We start from the raw sequence: 13,533 nt of genomic DNA, 5'->3' as shown, positions 1-13,533 counted from the left end.
AAGGCCCAAGCCGCCACCAGGCTGCACGGTCCGGTCTGGCCGCCTCAACGGCGTTCAGACTCTACCGCGCTGGTCTGGTCTGAAACATACAAGCCGCGGGCGCGGCCCCTGCGGCCGTTCAGAGTCCGAGCTCGGCCTCCCGCAGCAGCACCGGCGCCAGCCGCTCGTGCTGCGGGCGGCAGCTCTCGAGCCGGTCGAGCCGTTCGACCTGCAGCAGCCAGCAGTCGTCGCCCTGCAGTCGCCAGGCGACGCGCCGCTCGCGCCGCAGCGGGACCTCGACCGGGAACTCGTCGATGTCGAAGCGCTCGTCGACCTCGGTGTGCAGGTGGTGCACGTAGCAGCGCCGCCCGTCGGCGTCGAGGCCGACGGTCTTGCGGGCATGTGCCTGCGCGTCGACATGGACCACGAAGCGCCGTGGCTCCACGACCCGTGCCATGAAGCCGGCCGGAAGATCCTCCCGCCAGTCGTGTCGTGCCGGCCCGTTCATGGTGCGCTCCCGGCAAGGTCACCCCGCGCTGCGGTGCACATGCGCACCGGCCGGGCGAACGGATCGACCCAGACCTTGTGGCCGAGCTGGCGCTGCCACCGCGCCAGCTCGCCGGCGGAGATCGGCACGCGCAGGTACTGGCCCGGAGCGATCAGCACCAGCGCATGCGGGCCTTCGGGCCCTGCCGCGGCCAGCCCGCGCAGGCAGGCAGCCCGCCAGCGGGAGCAAAGGGAGGACGGTGTCGTCGGATGCATGTCGGATCCTTCGTTGTGTAGATGACTACATAACGAAGGAGAGCAATAGACATGCCATCCTTGCCGGCGCCCGGGGGCCTGGTTCAGCCGAAGGTCAGCAGCACCACCTGATCGCCGTCGAACACCGCCCAGGCGTCTGCGCCGGGCTGCAGGCCGGCGGCGATGTCCGGGTCCACCGCGGCGTGGATCGACTCGCCGCCGCCGAGGTCGAGCGTGACGGCGGTGCGGGTCGCGCCGGGGCGCAGCTGCGCGACGCGGCCGGCGAGCTGGTTGCGCCCCGGAGGCGGGCGCCGGGCCGGCCGCACGACCAGCCGCACCGCCGGCGCCTTGACCAGCGCCCAGACCTCGCGGCCTGGCGCCAGGCCGAGCAGCTCGGCCGATTCCGGCGTGATCGTCGCCAGCAGCGTCGGGCCGCTGGCTGCCGCCTCCGCGTCGCCGAGCTGCAGCCGCACGTCGACCAGGCCGCCGCGGTCGCTCAGCGCCGTCACCCGGGTCGCGAACTGGTTGCGCGCGCTGGTGCGCATGCCCAGGCGGCGGATCAGCGCGCGCAGCGTCGGCGCGTCGGCGTCGTCCGGCACCGGGCCGATGCGGTCGAGGATGTCCTGCTGCGAGCTCTCCATCGCGCGGTGCAGCCGGACGAGCTGGCGCGCGTAGCCGGTCAGCCGCGTGCCGCCGCCGCCGCGCCCGCCGGTGAGGCGCTCGACCAGCGGCTCGGGCGCGAGCCGGTTCATCGTGTCCAGCGCCTCCCAGGCGGCCTTGTACGACAGCGGCACCTCGCGCGCGGCGCGGTTGAGCGAGCCGCAGCGGTCGATCGCCTCCAGCAGCCGGATGCGCGATTCGCTCAGCACCGCGCCCAGCGGCGTCTGCAGCGTCAGCCGGCCGGTCAGCGACGAGGTGGCGGCGGGATCGGGCAACGGCAGGCTGAAATGAATTTTCGTATCTGTCATTGAAATGCCGCCTTTTTCTCGCTCAAGAACCGGATTGTGGGCCGGGCAGGTTTGTCATTCTCCTGGGGAAAAGGCTGGGCCCATCCCGGGCCGCCCCCTTCGTCCGGGTGTCACATGAAGCGATCGTTGTCTCGTCGTCTCGTGCTGGGCAGTGCGCTGCTGCCCTGGATCACCGCCTTGCCGGCGCGCGGCCAGAGCGCCCCGACGCGGCTGCTGCTGGGCTTTCCGCCCGGTGGCACCGTCGACCAGATCAGCCGCCATCTCTCGGCCCGGCTGGGCGAGGGCGTGCGCGTCGAGGCGCGTGTCGGCGGTGGCGGCCGCCATGCGGTCGAGGAGCTGATGAAGGCGCCGGCCGACGGCTCGACGCTGCTGCTGACGCCGGTGTCCATGGTGACGCTGTACCCGCATCTGTACCCGCAGCTCGGCTACGGCGCGGCCGATCCGGTGCCGGTGGCGGCGCTGGCCAGCCTGGGCTTCGCGCTGGGCGTCGGTCCGGCGGTGCCGGCGTCGGTGCGCACGCTGGCCGATCTGGTCGGCTGGGTGCGCGCGGGCGGCAGCTCGCTGCCCGGCTACGGCACGCCGGGGCCGGGCACGCCGCCGCATTTCATCGGCGCGCTGTTCGAGCGCGGCGCGCAGTGCACGCTGCCGCATGTTGCCTACCGCGGCGCCGCGCCGGCGATGCGCGACCTGCTCGGCGGCCAGCTGGCGGTCTACATCGGGCCGGAGGGCGATTTCCTGCCGCATCTGGCCGCCGGCGGGGGTGGAACGGTGCGGGTGCTGGCGGTGGCCGGCGAACGGCGCTCGCGCTTCCTGCCGGAGGTGCCGACCTTCGCCGAGCAGGGCCACAGCGGCGCCGGGCTGGACCGGCGCGAGGTCTATGCGCTGTTCCTGCCGCGCCAGGCCCGGCCGGAGCTGGCGCAGCAGATCGCCGCCCGCGCCCGTGCGGTGCTGGCCGAGCCCGCCACCGCCACGCTGCTGGCGCGCCTGGGCCTGCAGGAGGCTGCCGGCGGGCCGGCCGAGCTGGGCGAGGTGGTGCGGGCCGACCATGCCGCCTGGGGGCCGATCGTCAGCCGCGTCGGCTTCACGCCGGAGAGCTGAGCGCGAGCGCCGCGCCGGGCTCGGCCCGCGTCGCCGCATGCAGCCAGGCGTCGCGCGGCGCCTCGCCCAGCGCGGGCTGGTGCAGCACGCGGGCGAGCCGGCCTTCGCGGCGCAGCCCGGCCGCCTCGAGCACCCGCGCCGAGGCCGGATGCTCGACGTCGCACAGCGCGTCGATGCGCCAGATGCCCGGCTGCGCCAGCGCATGCGCCACCAGCGCGCCGACCGCCTCGCGCATCAGGCCGCGGCCCTGCCAGGCCGGCGCCAGCAGGTAGCCGAGCTGCAGGTGGTGGCTGGCGCCGCCCGCGCGCTGCGGCAGCAGCCGCACCATGCCGACCGGGCCGCGCTCGCCGTGCGGCACCAGCATCCAGGTCCAGGCGCTGCGCTTGATCCAGCAGGCCTGGTCCCAGTCGAGCTGGCGGCGCGTCTGCTCGACCGTGTCGTGCGCGAGCCAGCCGAGGTGGCGGTGCACCCGCGCGTCGGTGGCCCAGCGCTCGAAGGCGAAGGCGGCGTCGCCGGGGCGGGGGGCGCGCAGCAGCAGCCGCACGGTCGTCAGCTCGCGGTCCATCGCAGGGCCTCCCGGGCTGGTGCGGAAGCTGCTTCCGTGCCGTTCATCATGCTCACCACCGCTCCACTCCTGAAACTGATCGAGGACACCGGCGAGGGCGTGCTCGTGCTGGTCGACAGCCTCGACGAGACCGAGTTCGCCCGCTCCCGGCTGACCCGCTCCGAGGTCGACCGGCTGCTGCGCCTGATGGGCGGCACGCTCGCCGGCCTGCCGGACGCCCTGCGCTCCGGCATGCCCGAGATCGACTGGGACGGCTGGAGCGCCGCGCTGCGCCAGCTCGACGACGACGCGCCGGCCGTCCGCACCGACGCGGCCTGGTTCGCCGCGCGTGCGCTGGTGCCGGCGACGCTGTCGTGGCTGCGCATCCATCGCCGCGCGCATCCGGACTGGTTCCGCTTCAGCCTGGGCTGAGCGGGCCGATCGGGCCGGTCGGGCCGGCGGCGCCGGCCAGCAGCGCCGCGGTCACCTCGTCGCCGACGCGTGCGGCCGCGCCCACCCCGGCGAGCAGGTCGAGCAGCTCGCGCGCCTCGTCCGGGCGGCCGCTGCGCAGCCCGATGAAGGCCAGCGCCTTGAGCATGAACAGCCAGAAGCGCGCCGGCCCGTCGCTGTGGAAGTCGATGCCCGGCGGCGGTGCGCCGCGCTCGAGCGCGCGCCAGTCCTCGGGCAGGCCGACCTGGCGCGCGGCCTCCTGCAGGCCGCGCAGCGCCGCACGCTCGGCCTGCTCGAACTCGCGCCGGCCGGCGTGGTGCTTGCACAGCGCATAGAGGATGGCCAGCGAGCGCGGCGCGATCGCCTGCGCGGTCCACAGCAGCGTCGCGCGCTGCTCGGCCTGCGCCCGGGCGGCCTGGTGCAGCAGCTCGCGTGCCGCCGCGGGCACGTCGCCGCCGAAGAAGTCGTCGGAGGCCTCTCCGGTGAGGATGTTCATGGGGTCGTCTCCGGGTGGGGAGCGCCCGCTCATGCATGCGCGATGCCAGGCCCTGGCGCGTCGGATTGACGACAAAGCCGACATGCCCCGGCAGCTTCGCGACAGCGCCCGCCCGCCGTGCGGCGGAATCACGCAAGTGCTTGATGCGTCGGGAGTTTTTGCGCTGGATCAGACAGGTCGCGCGGCCTGGGCCTGCTGGCACGCTCCATGCACCGCAGAGCCTGTCAACCGAGAAACCCCGCATCTTCCGGAGCCCCGACGATGGACGCCAGCCTGAGCAAGCCGATCTACCTCGACTACGCCGCGACCACGCCGGTCGATCCCCGGGTCGTGCAGGCGATGGTGCCCTACCTGTACGAGCAGTTCGGCAACCCGGCCTCGCGCAGCCACGCCTTCGGCTGGGCGGCGGAAGAGGCGGTCGAGATCGCCCGCGAGCGGGTGGCCGCGCTGATCGGCGCCGACCCGCGCGAGATCGTCTGGACCTCGGGCGCGACCGAGTCGAACAACCTCGCGATCAAGGGCGCGGCGCAGTTCTACCAGGGCCGCGGCAAGCACCTGATCACCGTGAAGACCGAGCACAAGGCGGTGCTCGACACGATGCGCGAGCTCGAGCGCCACGGCTTCGAGGTGACCTACATGGACGTGCGCGACGACGGCCTGGTCGACGTGGAGGCCTTCCGCGCCGCGATCCGGCCCGACACCATCCTGGCGTCGGTGATGTTCGTCAACAACGAGATCGGCGTCGTCCAGGACGTGGCGACGCTGGGGCGCATCTGCCGCGAGAAGGGCGTGATCTTCCATGTCGACGCGGCGCAGGCCACCGGCAAGGTCGCCATCGACCTGGCCGAGCTGCCGATCGACCTGATGAGCCTGTCGGCGCACAAGACCTACGGCCCGAAGGGCATCGGCGCGCTCTACGTGCGCCGCAAGCCGCGCATCCGCATCGAGGCGCAGATGCACGGCGGCGGCCACGAGCGCGGCATGCGCTCGGGCACGCTGGCCACGCACCAGATCGTCGGCATGGGCGAGGCCTACCGGCTCGCCGCCGAGCACATGGGCCGCGAGAACGAGCGCATCCGCGCGCTGCGCGACCGGCTGCTCGCCGGCCTGGGCGCGATTCCCGAGATCCGCGTCAACGGCAGTCTCGAGCAGCGCGTGCCGCACAACCTCAACATCAGCTTCACCTTCGTCGAGGGCGAGTCGCTGCTGATGGGCATGAGCGGCATCGCGGTGTCCTCCGGCTCGGCCTGCACCTCGGCCAGCCTGGAGCCGAGCTACGTGCTGCGCGCGCTGGGCCTGCCCGACGAGGTGGCGCACAGCTCGATCCGCTTCTCGGTCGGGCGCTTCACCACCGAGGCCGAGATCGACGCCGCCATCGCCAAGACCCGCCACACCGTCGAGCGGCTGCGTGCGCTGAGCCCGCTGTGGGACATGCACGTCGCCGGCGTCGACCTCTCCACGGTGCAGTGGGCCGAGCACTGAGCCGCCCGCGCGCCGCGCACAGACCACGCAAACACAGGGCCACGGAGCCACAGGAGTTCGTCATGGCATACAGCGACAAGGTCATCGACCACTACGAGAACCCGCGCAACGTCGGCGGCTTCGAGGCGGCGGACGGCGACGTCGGCACCGGCATGGTCGGCGCGCCGGCCTGCGGCGACGTGATGAAGCTGCAGATCAAGGTCAACCCGGCCACCGGCGTCATCGAGGACGCGCGCTTCAAGACCTACGGCTGCGGCTCGGCGATCGCCTCGAGCTCGCTGGTCACCGAATGGGTCAAGGGCAAGACGCTCGACCAGGCGCTGGCGATCAAGAACACCCAGATCGCCGAGGAGCTGGCGCTGCCGCCGGTCAAGATCCACTGCTCGATCCTCGCCGAGGACGCGATCAAGGCGGCGGTCAGCGACTACCGCCAGCGCGCCACGCCCATGCCCGAGGGCGCCGCCTGCGCGCCGGTCGTGCCGGCCGCGCACTGAGCGGCGCCGCCGCCGTCCTCGTCGTCCCTTTCCCGACTTCACCCCTCTTTCCCCCAAGGAGCGAACCATGTCCGCATGCCAGTCCCAGGGCTCGTCCTGCAGCACCCCGTCGATGAGCGCCCCGCCGGTCATGCCGGTGCTGCCCGAAGGCGCCGATCCGATCGTCGTCAGCGAGGCGGTCGTCAGCAAGGTCGCCGAGATGCTGGCCGAGGAGGGCGATCCCTCGCTGCAGCTGCGCATCTTCGTCACCGGCGGCGGCTGCTCGGGCTTCCAGTACGGCTTCGCCTTCGACGACGAGAAGAAGGCCGACGACGTGCGCGTCGAGAAGGGCCCGGTCACCGTGGTGGTCGACGCGATGAGCCTGCAGTACCTGATGGGCGCCGAGATCGACTTCGAGGACAAGCTCGACGGCGCACGCTTCGTGATCCGCAACCCCAACGCCGCGAGCACCTGCGGCTGCGGCAGCAGCTTCTCGGTCTGACAGGAGAGGGCGCATGACGATCACCGTGACCCCGAAGGCCGCCGGCAAGATCCGCCAGGCGCTGGACAAGCGCGGCGGCGGCGTCGGCCTGCGCGTGGCGGTGCGCACCAGCGGCTGCTCGGGCTATGCCTACGCGCTGGAGTTCGCCGACGCCGCGCTTCCCGAGGACCTGAGCTTCGCCTGCGAGGGCGGCGTGACGCTGCTGGTGGACGCGCAGAGCCTGCCGATGCTCGACGGCACCGAGCTCGACTGGGTCCGCGAGGGCCTGAACGAGGGCTTCAAGTTCCACAACCCGAACGCGACGGCGACCTGCGGCTGCGGCGAGTCCTTCGCCGTCTGAGTCCCGAACTCCCGAACCCCCCGAGTCACCGAGGAGCCCCGACATGGCCCTGCTGCAGATCGCCGAACCCGGCCTGACCGCCGCCCCGCACCAGCACCGCCTCGCGGTGGGCATCGATCTCGGCACGACGAACTCGCTGGTCGCGACGATGCGCAGCGGCGTGCCGGTGGTGCTCGGCGACGAGGACGGGCGGCTGCTGCTGCCCTCGGTCGTGCATTTCGCCGAGGACGGCGGCCGGCGGGTCGGCGACGCGGCGCGCGCGATGGCGCTGAAGGATCCCGCCAACACGATCGCCTCGGCCAAGCGCCTGATCGGGCGCTCGCCGGCCGACATCGCGCCGGGCACGGTGCCGTATGCGGTCGAGGCGCTGGGTGACAGCGCGGTGGGCGTGCGCACCCGCGCCGGCCTGGTGAGCCCGGTGGAGATCGGCGCCGAGGTGCTGCGCAGCCTGCGCGGCCGCGCCGAGGCGAGCCTGGGCGGCGAGCTGGTCGGCGCGGTCATCACCGTGCCGGCCTACTTCGACGACGCGCAGCGCCAGGCCACCAAGGACGCCGCGCAGGCCGCCGGCCTGAACGTGCTGCGCCTGCTCAACGAGCCGACCGCCGCGGCGGTGGCCTACGGGCTGGAGTCGGCCAGCGAGGGCTGCTATGTCGTCTACGACCTGGGCGGGGGCACCTTCGACGTCAGCATCCTGCGCCTGGCGCGCGGCGTGTTCGAGGTGATCGCCACCGCGGGCGACCCGATCCTGGGCGGCGACGACTTCGACCATGTGCTGGCGAACTGGTTCGCGCACGAGACCGGCGGCTGGGCGCCGGCCGAGCAGACCGCGCTGCTGGCGGCGGCGCGCCGCGCCAAGGAGGCGCTGACCGACGCCGAGGCGACGGCGATGCACTGCACCCGCGCCGACGGCTCGCACGAGATGCTGCGCGTGACCCGCGAGCTGTTCGACGGGCTGACGCGCACGCTGGTCGAGCGCACGATGATGCCGGTGCGCCGCGCGCTGCGCGACGCGCGGCTCAAGCCCGACGATGTCGACGGCATCGTGCTGGTGGGCGGCGCCACGCGCATGCCCTCGGTGCGTGCGGCGGTGGCCGCGCATTTCGGCCGCGCGCCCTTCACCGGCATCGACCCGGACCAGGCGGTGGCGCTGGGCGCGGCGATCCAGGCCGACCAGCTCGCCGGCAACCGCGGCGCCGACGGCCTGCTGCTGCTCGACGTCAATCCGCTGTCGCTGGGGCTGGAGACGATGGGCGGGCTGGTCGAGAAGATCATCCCGCGCAACTCCACCGTGCCGACGGCGCGCGCGCAGGAGTTCACCACCTTCAAGGACGGCCAGACCGCGATGAGCCTGCACATCGTGCAGGGCGAGCGCGAGCTGGTCGACGAGTGCCGCTCGCTGGCGCGCTTCACGCTGCGCGGCATTCCGCCGATGGTGGCCGGCGCGGCGCGCATCCGCGTGACCTTCCAGATCGACGCCGACGGGCTGCTGAGCGTCAGCGCGGTCGAGCAGACCTCGGGCGTGCGCGCGCACATCGAGGTCAAGCCGAGCCACGGCCTGGGCACCGAGCAGGTGGCCGGCATGCTGAAGTCGGCGCTGGGCAATGTCGAGGCCGACGCCGCGGCGCGGATGCTGCGCGAGGCCGAGATCGACGCGCGCCGGCTGCTCGACGCCACCGAGGTGGCGCTGCGCGAGGACGGCGACACGCTGCTGCTGCCCAAGGAGCAGTTCCTGATCCTGCGCGCGATGCAGGACGTGGCCGACGCGCTGGAGCAGTGCGCCGAGAGCGAGGGCACGACGCTGGCCGAGCAGAAGGCGCTGCGCGAGCTGCTGCGCGACGCCACCGAGGCGCTCAACCAGGTCACCACCCCCTTCGCCGGCCGCCGCATGGACGCCCGCGTCCGCGAAGTCCTCTCCGGCCGCACCGTCGAGCAGATGGCCGCCTGACCCCGGGCCGCCGCTCTGCCATGCCCGCGCAGACGGGCCCCCGGCCCGCGCCGTCTCCCCACCCCCTGTGCGTCATGCCCGCGCAGGCGGGCCCCCACTGCTCTGCCAGATCGGGCACGTCATGCCCGCGCAGGCGGGCACCCACGCACGCCCCATCTCCCCCTCGTGGCTCCTCGCCTTCGCGAGGATGACGCGCTTCTTTCCTCCGGAGCCCCCCATGTCCACCCAGCCCAAGCCCCCGACCCGCATCACCGTGCTGCCGCACCCCGACCTGTGCCCGGACGGCCTGACCTTCGACGCCCCGCCCGGACGCAAGCTCGTCGACGTGATGCTCGAGCACGGCATCGCCATCGAGCACGCCTGCGAGAAGGTCTGCGCCTGCGCGACCTGCCACGTCCACCTGCGCACCGGCGCCGAATTCATCGCCCCGCCGGACGACGAGGAAGAAGACCAGCTCGACGACGCCTGGGGCCTGGACGCCCAGTCGCGCCTGTCCTGCTGCGTCAAGGTCAAGGGCCCGGCGCTGACGGTGGAGTTACCACGGTATACGAAGAATCATGCGAGGGAGAGGTAGTATTTATTTTATTTTTCTTCGTTGTTTGTATGGATTTTGGTATTGTTGTGTACACCGATTTTATCTATGATTGCCATTAATATTTTTTGTGTATCTATTGGATAGGATTCAAATTTTTGTATATCATTGTTGTTTATTGCAAAAATTCTGTCTGCCATCTCGGATTTTATTTTATTTTGTTCTTCATTGGGTAGTGATGCCAAATATGGCGTTATTGACTTTAAGTCAAGCGACATACGAAGGTATTCGTGTTGTTTTGACCGGTGTTTTGTCGATTCCCTTGCTAGATATGTTGCCGGAATTGATATTGTTAATGATAATATAACCCTGGTCAAACTAACTTTCCAGTCGAATTCGGGTGATCTTGTTTCTAGTATTGAATATCCAATGATAACAACTATTATCAGCATCAAAATAACTGATATTCTTCTGGTGATTTCGGCTAGATCTTTTTCTTCGGCGGCGCTTTTTTCATAAGAGCCTGCTATTGCTGTTCCAGATATTACTCCCACGAGTTCATTTATTTCTTTTTGTTTTTCATGTAGATTTTTTATTATTTCTTCTGTGCGATTATTGGCTTCTCTTTTAATGTTATCTATTTCGGAGGATAATTCTTTTGATTGGGAGTTTGCTGCCTCCGCATTTTCTCTTGCATTTTTGCATAGCAAATCAAGTTCAACTTGCCTTTTTACTACATGGTCTATGTGTTTCCCTAAAGATTGGATTTTATCGTGATAATTTATTCTATTTTGATCTGTTTCCGATAAATTATTTTTTCTCGGATTATTAATTTTTTCAGTTAAATTATTCATCTCAGTAATTTTTAGGTTAATTTTTTTTATAATTGAGTTTTCGATTGGAAAATGTTCGGCATTAAATTGATTTGTCAGAAAATCAAACACTTTTGATAATGAATTATTTTCATTTGCTACGCCAATGAAATCATTTTCCATTGATAATATGCACATGGCTTTTGCATGATGTTGCGCTTTTTCTAGTGGTATTCTCATTTCGTTGCTAATATTTTTATTTTTGTAAATTTCTGATATCAAGTTTTTTATTGCGATTGATTTTGTGTGTATATAATTATCTTGCATAATTTTATCCTTAATAATTTAAGTGTGTGTTGTGAATTATTTTTAATTATTATCTGAAAATAATTTTTTTGGTTGGCAGAAAGTCGCATTTTTTTGAATTAAAAAGTATATTTTGTTGCAAATATTTTTCAATTCCTTGCTGCGCTCGACACCCCTCCGCTGTCATCAACCCGACAAAAGGAACATCGCCGCGTCTGTCTCGTGCTGATCGAAAAAGTCTTTGTGAATCAATGACTTGAGGATCAGCGAGGGGTTGGCACAGGGCTTGCGCTGGATGGGTTGAACCGTCCGCCCAACCCCGATGCCAACCCGCTGACGAGATCCGCCGATGAACACCGTCCTGTCGAAGTCCTGCGTCGTCATCAACGACACCACGCTGCGCGATGGCGAGCAGACCGCGGGCGTGGCCTTCTCGGACGACGAGAAGCTGGCGATCGCCGCGGCGCTGGATGCGGCGGGCGTGCCGGAGATGGAGATCGGCATTCCGGCGATGGGCGAGCACGAGGTCGAGCTGATCGGCGAGATCGCCCGCCGCGTGCGCCGCGCCCGCACCATGGTCTGGGGCCGCATGGCCGACCGCGACATCGGCGCGTCGCTGCGCTGCGGCGCCGACATCGTCCACCTGTCGGTGCCGGTGTCGGACCTGCAGATCGAGCGCAAGCTCGGCCGCGACCGCGCCTGGGTGCTGGCGGCGATCCGGCGCTGCGCCGCGCAGGTGCTCGAGGCCGGCGCGGTGCCCAGCATCGGCTTCGAGGACGCCTCGCGCGCCGACGACCGCTTCCTGCTGCACGCCGCCGTCGCGGCGCAGCAGGCCGGCGCGGTGCGGGTGCGCTACGCCGACACGCTCGGCCTGCTCGATCCCTTCGAGACCCACCGCCGCATCGCCGCGCTGCGCCGCGAGATCGACCTCGACATCGAGATCCATCCGCACAACGACCTCGGCCTGGCCACCGCCAACACGCTGGCCGCGATCCGCGCCGGCGCCACGCACGCCTCCACCACCGTCAACGGCCTGGGCGAGCGCGCCGGCAACGCGGCGATGGAAGAGGTGGTCATGGCGCTGCGCCACCTGCACGGCCTGGAATGCGGCATCGACACCGCCATGCTGCCGGCCATCAGCGCGCTGGTGGCGCGGGCGTCCGGCCGGCCGGTCGCGCCGGGCAAGAGCATCGTCGGCGAGGCGGTGTTCAGCCACGAGAGCGGCATCCACGTCGACGGCCTGCTCAAGGACCGCCGCAACTACGAGACCTTCGCGCCGGAGGAGCTCGGGCGCCAGCATCGGCTGGTGCTGGGCAAGCACTCCGGCTCGGCGGGGCTGATCAGCGCCTGCGGCGCGCTCGGGCTGCGCGTGGACGCGCAGCAGGTCGCGCCGCTGCTCGATCGCATCCGCAGCCATGTCACCGAGACGAAGCGCGAGCCCTCCGACCAGGAGCTGCGCCAGTTCCACCACGAAACCCGCCTGCACCCGGTCCGGGCCTGCGCCTGAGACCTCCCCCGATGACCGCCGTCGACCCTCCCGGAGAGACATCCATGGACAGCCTGATCCAACGCCTGAAGGCCCTGTCGAGTGCCGAGGACTTCCTGAAGTTCTTCGGCCTGAGCTACGACGAGCGCGTCGTGCACGTCAACCGGCTGCACATCCTCAAGCGCTTCTACCAGTACCTGCACACCACCGAGGGCCTGTCCGGCCTCGACGAGGTGGAGATGTTCCGGCGCTACCGCGAGCTGCTGGCGCGCGCCTACCAGGACTTCGTCGAGTCCAGCGCCGCGCAGGAGAAGGTCTTCAAGGTCTTCCAGGACGTCGGCGGCCGCCAGAGCGTGCCGGTGACCTCGCTGCGCGACAGCCTGCGCTCGCGCCGCGCCGCGGCCTGAAGACCGCCCGCCGTCCCCGTTTGTCCGTCCGTCCGACCGTCCGACCGCCCCAGGAGAGCCGTCCCATGCACATCGTCGTCTGCATCAAGCAGGTGCCCGACTCGGCGCAGATCCGCGTCCACCCGGTCACCAACACCATCATGCGCCAGGGCGTCCCGGCGATCGTCAACCCCTACGACCTGTTCGCGCTCGAAGAGGCGCTGCGGCTGAAGGACAAGTTCGGCGGCCGCGTCACGATGCTGTGCATGGGTCCGCCGCAGGCGGAGGACGCGCTGCGCAAGTGCATCAGCTTCGGCGCCACCGACGCCATCCTGGTCACCGACCGCGCGTTCGCCGGCGCCGACACGCTGGCCACCAGCTTCGCGCTGGCCGCGGCGATCCGCAAGATCGGCGAGGAGCAGGCGGTCGACCTCGTCTTCACCGGCAAGCAGACCATCGACGGCGACACCGCGCAGGTCGGCCCCGGCGTGGCCAAGCGCCTCGGCCTGAACCTGCTGACCTACGTCAGCAAGATCAACGAGGTCGACCTGGACGCGCGCACGCTCACCGTCGAGCGCCGCGCCGAGGGCGGCGTGCAGCGCCTGAAGACCACGCTGCCGAGCCTGATCACCATGCTCGAGGGCACCAACGAGATGCGCTTCGCGACCATGGAGGACATGCTGCGCGCCGCGCGCGTGCCGGTGCGCAAGTGGAACAAGGACCAGGCCGGCATCGAGGACGTCAGCAAGATCGGCCTGAAGGGCAGCCCGACCATCGTCAGCAAGGTCTTCGCGCCCAAGGCGCGCAAGGAGCGCGCCGAGATGCAGGAGGTCGGCGACGGCATGGGCCTCAACGACGTCTGCCTGAACCTGCTGCAGAAGATCTTCACCACCCACCCGACGCTCGAGCAGGAGACCGTCGATCGCCTGAGCGCCTGAGCCGGCGCCGATGTCCCCGACAGGAGAAGTCCATGGCTGAGAACGACAAGCCTTC

At 68.5% G+C, this 13,533-nt stretch carries 17 protein-coding genes; 11 read left to right on the top strand and 6 right to left on the bottom strand.

Going from position 1 to position 13,533, the window contains the following annotated elements; translation table 11 throughout:
* Positions 1-118: 118 nt before the first annotated feature.
* From HNQ01_RS05550 to HNQ01_RS05540, 3 genes are all read right to left on the bottom strand, one after another.
* A complete protein-coding gene (locus HNQ01_RS05550; RefSeq protein WP_173804366.1) occupies positions 119-436 on the bottom strand; it encodes a hypothetical protein in 318 nt (105 codons plus the stop codon).
* A 47-nt stretch (positions 437-483) separates the two neighbouring features.
* Entirely contained in the window at positions 484-741 is a 258-nt protein-coding gene (locus HNQ01_RS05545) for a hypothetical protein (RefSeq protein ID WP_173804365.1), read from the bottom strand.
* An 83-nt stretch (positions 742-824) separates the two neighbouring features.
* Positions 825-1,655: a TOBE domain-containing protein gene (locus HNQ01_RS05540; protein ID WP_286180479.1), complete on the bottom strand. Its 831-nt coding sequence runs from the start codon at positions 1,653-1,655 to the stop codon at positions 825-827.
* Between the two features lie 159 nt (positions 1,656-1,814).
* Here HNQ01_RS05540 and HNQ01_RS05535 point away from each other — a divergent pair, with 159 nt between their 5' ends.
* Positions 1,815-2,786, top strand: a complete 972-nt coding sequence (locus HNQ01_RS05535) for a tripartite tricarboxylate transporter substrate-binding protein (protein WP_173804363.1) — start codon at positions 1,815-1,817, stop codon at positions 2,784-2,786.
* Here HNQ01_RS05535 and HNQ01_RS05530 read toward each other — a convergent pair.
* Complete coding sequence (locus tag HNQ01_RS05530; RefSeq protein ID WP_173804362.1) at positions 2,770-3,351, bottom strand: GNAT family N-acetyltransferase; 582 nt, start codon at positions 3,349-3,351, stop codon at positions 2,770-2,772. The genes HNQ01_RS05535 and HNQ01_RS05530 overlap by 17 nt on opposite strands.
* A 48-nt stretch (positions 3,352-3,399) precedes the next feature.
* Here HNQ01_RS05530 and HNQ01_RS05525 point away from each other — a divergent pair, with 48 nt between their 5' ends.
* Positions 3,400-3,762: a hypothetical protein gene (locus HNQ01_RS05525; protein ID WP_173804361.1), complete on the top strand. Its 363-nt coding sequence runs from the start codon at positions 3,400-3,402 to the stop codon at positions 3,760-3,762.
* On the opposite strand, the gene HNQ01_RS05520 is transcribed toward HNQ01_RS05525, so the two are convergent.
* Entirely contained in the window at positions 3,749-4,276 is a 528-nt protein-coding gene (locus tag HNQ01_RS05520; RefSeq protein ID WP_173804360.1) for a hypothetical protein, read from the bottom strand. The two genes, HNQ01_RS05525 and HNQ01_RS05520, sit on opposite strands and share 14 nt — an antisense overlap.
* A gap of 261 nt (positions 4,277-4,537) precedes the next feature.
* Between HNQ01_RS05520 and HNQ01_RS05515 the strand changes: the two genes are divergently transcribed.
* The 6 genes from HNQ01_RS05515 to fdx all read left to right on the top strand — a co-directional run bounded on the left by HNQ01_RS05515 (position 4,538) and on the right by fdx (position 9,592).
* Entirely contained in the window at positions 4,538-5,758 is a 1,221-nt protein-coding gene (locus HNQ01_RS05515) for an IscS subfamily cysteine desulfurase (protein ID WP_173804359.1), read from the top strand.
* Positions 5,759-5,820: 62 nt separating this feature from the next.
* Positions 5,821-6,252, top strand: coding sequence for a Fe-S cluster assembly scaffold IscU (gene iscU, locus HNQ01_RS05510; protein WP_173804358.1), 432 nt, complete (start codon positions 5,821-5,823; stop codon positions 6,250-6,252).
* Positions 6,253-6,382: 130 nt separating this feature from the next.
* Complete coding sequence (gene erpA, locus HNQ01_RS05505) at positions 6,383-6,733, top strand: iron-sulfur cluster insertion protein ErpA (RefSeq protein ID WP_286180499.1); 351 nt, start codon at positions 6,383-6,385, stop codon at positions 6,731-6,733.
* Positions 6,734-6,746: 13 nt separating this feature from the next.
* Complete coding sequence (locus tag HNQ01_RS05500) at positions 6,747-7,073, top strand: HesB/IscA family protein (RefSeq protein WP_173804356.1); 327 nt, start codon at positions 6,747-6,749, stop codon at positions 7,071-7,073.
* Between the two features lie 43 nt (positions 7,074-7,116).
* Complete coding sequence (gene hscA, locus HNQ01_RS05495) at positions 7,117-9,018, top strand: Fe-S protein assembly chaperone HscA (RefSeq protein ID WP_173804355.1); 1,902 nt, start codon at positions 7,117-7,119, stop codon at positions 9,016-9,018.
* Positions 9,019-9,235: 217 nt separating this feature from the next.
* Positions 9,236-9,592, top strand: a complete 357-nt coding sequence (fdx, locus tag HNQ01_RS05490; protein WP_173804354.1) for an ISC system 2Fe-2S type ferredoxin — start codon at positions 9,236-9,238, stop codon at positions 9,590-9,592.
* Positions 9,593-9,600: 8 nt separating this feature from the next.
* Here the strand turns inward: fdx and HNQ01_RS05485 are convergent, their stop codons facing one another.
* Positions 9,601-10,689 (bottom strand): hypothetical protein, encoded by a 1,089-nt coding sequence (locus tag HNQ01_RS05485; protein WP_173804353.1) that lies wholly within the window; start codon positions 10,687-10,689, stop codon positions 9,601-9,603.
* A gap of 328 nt (positions 10,690-11,017) precedes the next feature.
* On the opposite strand from HNQ01_RS05485, the gene nifV reads away from it, so the two are divergent.
* From nifV to HNQ01_RS05470, 3 genes are all read left to right on the top strand, one after another.
* Positions 11,018-12,175 carry a homocitrate synthase gene (gene nifV, locus HNQ01_RS05480; protein ID WP_173804352.1) on the top strand — a complete coding sequence of 386 codons (1,158 nt, stop codon included), beginning with the start codon at positions 11,018-11,020 and terminating at the stop codon, positions 12,173-12,175.
* Positions 12,176-12,219: 44 nt separating this feature from the next.
* Entirely contained in the window at positions 12,220-12,561 is a 342-nt protein-coding gene (gene nifW, locus HNQ01_RS05475) for a nitrogenase stabilizing/protective protein NifW (protein ID WP_173804351.1), read from the top strand.
* A 65-nt stretch (positions 12,562-12,626) separates the two neighbouring features.
* Positions 12,627-13,478: an electron transfer flavoprotein subunit beta/FixA family protein gene (locus HNQ01_RS05470; protein ID WP_173804350.1), complete on the top strand. Its 852-nt coding sequence runs from the start codon at positions 12,627-12,629 to the stop codon at positions 13,476-13,478.
* The last annotated feature ends 55 nt before the right edge of the window (positions 13,479-13,533 follow it).

It is taken from the genome of Sphaerotilus uruguayifluvii (assembly GCF_013294065.1).
GTDB classification, from domain to species: domain Bacteria; phylum Pseudomonadota; class Gammaproteobacteria; order Burkholderiales; family Burkholderiaceae_C; genus Sphaerotilus; species Sphaerotilus uruguayifluvii.
This window is presented reverse-complemented; position numbering and strand designations above follow the sequence as displayed.